The 2,592-nt window shown below is 43.4% G+C and carries 4 protein-coding genes; all 4 read left to right on the top strand.

What is annotated here, in order from left to right:
- Positions 1-248, top strand: a 248-nt coding sequence (locus R4I06_RS04640) for a M23 family metallopeptidase (RefSeq protein ID WP_334414420.1), incomplete at its 5' end; no start/stop codon positions are given.
- A 182-nt stretch (positions 249-430) separates the two neighbouring features.
- Complete coding sequence (locus R4I06_RS04635) at positions 431-889, top strand: PAS domain-containing protein (protein WP_334414419.1); 459 nt, start codon at positions 431-433, stop codon at positions 887-889.
- A gap of 220 nt (positions 890-1,109) precedes the next feature.
- On the top strand, positions 1,110-1,334 hold the full coding sequence (locus R4I06_RS04630; protein WP_334414418.1) for an accessory factor UbiK family protein: 225 nt from the start codon (positions 1,110-1,112) through the stop codon (positions 1,332-1,334).
- Positions 1,327-2,295: a biotin synthase BioB gene (gene bioB, locus R4I06_RS04625; protein ID WP_334414417.1), complete on the top strand. Its 969-nt coding sequence runs from the start codon at positions 1,327-1,329 to the stop codon at positions 2,293-2,295. The genes R4I06_RS04630 and bioB overlap by 8 nt, the downstream gene beginning before the upstream one ends.
- Positions 2,296-2,592 lie beyond the last annotated feature (297 nt).

The raw sequence follows: 2,592 nt of genomic DNA, 5'->3' as shown, positions 1-2,592 counted from the left end.
AGTCTTATGGCAATTTAGTCATAGTTGAACACAACAAGTACACTGTAACTACGTATTATCGTCTCGGTGATATAAATGTGAAAATTGGTGACACCGTAAAGAGCGGTGACTTACTTGCAAGAATTTTTGAGGAAGATTCTCAGGAAGACAAGAACAGAAAAAACACGAACTTTTTCTGCTTTTCAATTCGCAAAAATGGCAAACTCGTAGACCCTGTTAAGTACATCGAGGCTTGCAAGGCCGATTAATTCACGCCTGGCGTTATCAGTGGCTGGGGGTGTTGGAGCAACACCTTGGTTAGCTTATGGTGACACTCACAATTTGAAGGTACCATGGGTCATAGCAAGCGACAATCGCAGTTAATAAACAAAAAATAAATATTTCTCATATAGATTCCTGAAATTACCACGGTATACAGGAACAGTAACGGATGTCAGAATGTATTTCAGAAAGAAGAGCAATAAACATACTCTGTTCTTATTGGGATGAGCTGCGTGGAAGCAGGCAATTCCCAACTGAGAAGGAATTAGACCCTGAGGAGATAACTACTATCTGGCCGTATTGTCTGATGCTCAAGGTGATACATTGTGAAGAAGATATGAGAAATTACGAGTGTGTCTATGCGGGGTCAGAAGCGGTCAAGCTATACTTCTCTGATCTGCGATACTACTCTGGAAAGGCTGATATTGTGGTATTCTTCCCTCAGATTGTGGAAACCCTGTTTGATTATCTGGAATCCATAGTGGAAAATAAGCGTCCTCTCATAGAAGAGCTGGAAGAAGCCACTGCAGAGGGACGCGATGTTAAGGTAAGGCAGTGTTTATTGCCGTTAGGCACGGGGGACACCGTGGATTACATAGTAGGCGTGGTTGGCGGAAAGGTGTATTAAATTCTGCATATTGCTGTGCGGTATACCAAGTGCTTCTTGGCGCACATAGCAGTAGTGATGTACATGTGCAAGGGCGCCTCTGTCCTTGTGTTTGCAGCTGACGAAACGGAGCACTGGACCTGCATATCAGGAATGTGTTAGGACGTCCTTTGTTTACCGTTGACAGTTGGATGTTATACAGCTAGAGTTTCGTGGTTGTATTAAACGAGACACGGGGAGTATGTTTTCTTCCTTGTTGAGAGACTGTGCAAGACTCAGCATATCTGCATTGAGCACTGCTTCATCTGTTCTTGCGTCGGGTAAGCAGGTCTTCAAGCGTCGCGTAGAGTCCTGGTTTAGTGACATGGGTTTTGTTAGTAGGGAAGAATTTGATGCGCTACGCGAATGCTTGGCACGTTCCCAGTCTAAGACCACTAGAGCAAAAAAAGATACTAAACATGGTTAAGAACGATTGGACCATAGATGAGGCTATGGATCTTTTTCAGGCTCCGCTGAATGATCTGCTGTTCAGGGCCCATTCTGTACATCGTGAGCATTTCAATCACAATGAAGTGCAAGTTTCCATGCTTGCCAACGTAAAAACCGGTGGATGCCCAGAGAATTGTCGCTACTGCTCTCAAAGTGCTCATTACATGAAGACAACCAAACTCAAGAAGGAGCCTCTTTCCGCTGTAGAAGAAATTCAAGCATCTGTTAAGGTTGCCAAAGAACTTGGCGTAACTAGGTTTTGTTTTGCAGCAGCATGGAGGGGTTTGCATGACAGGGACGTTGAAAAAATTTGCAAGTTCATTGAGGTGATAAAACAAGAAGGTTTGGAAAGCTGCGCCTCTCTTGGCTTATTGAGTTTAGATCAGGCGAAAAAGCTTAAGGAATCGGGACTAGATTTCTACAACCATAATATCGACACCTCACAAGAGTTTTATCCTAAAATAGTTACCACGCGCACGTATGAAGAGAGATTGGAAACAATTGCAAATGTTCAAGAAGCAGGAATAAATGTGTGCTGTGGCGGGATTATAGGTATGGGTGAGGACACTCATGACAGGGCCCAAATGTTAGTCACTTTGGCCACTATGAAGAAGCACCCTTTGTCTGTTCCTATAAACATGTTAGTACCCATAAGTGGTACTCCGCTGGAGGGTATGCAGAAAATAAGTGGCATAGATTTTGTGCGAACAATAGCTGTAGCAAGAATTATGATGCCCAAGTCATATGTACGCCTTGCTGCTGGAAGAAGTAATATGTCTGAAGAGATGCAGGCTCTGTGTATGTTTGCAGGAGCAAATTCCATATTTTATGGAGAGAAACTTCTGACTACACCAAACTCTAGACCCGAAGATGATGAAGTTATGTTCTCAAAATTGGGAATCTCCGCAGATACGACCTTTGCATGCGCTACATCTTAAAAACTTGTTTGGCACGAGTTTCGCAGATGACCATATGATCTATGTTCTAATGACCTTTGTGCATGCGCTGCGTCTTGAAACCCTTTAGGCGCATATTTCGTAAACAGTCATATATGGGGGATGTTCAGGAATCCCCACCAGACACGCAGTACTCCATCTTAAAACTCGTCAGTTTTAAGATAGCCGTATGATCTATGTTCTGGAATCTCCGCAGATACTACCTTTGCATGCGCTACATCTTTAAAACTTGTTTGGCACGAGTTTTCACAGGTAGCCGTATGGACTATGTTCTAGGCA

Origin of the sequence: Anaplasma bovis (assembly GCF_036903315.1) — a bacterium.
In the GTDB taxonomy this organism is placed as follows: domain Bacteria; phylum Pseudomonadota; class Alphaproteobacteria; order Rickettsiales; family Anaplasmataceae; genus Anaplasma; species Anaplasma bovis.
This window is presented reverse-complemented; position numbering and strand designations above follow the sequence as displayed.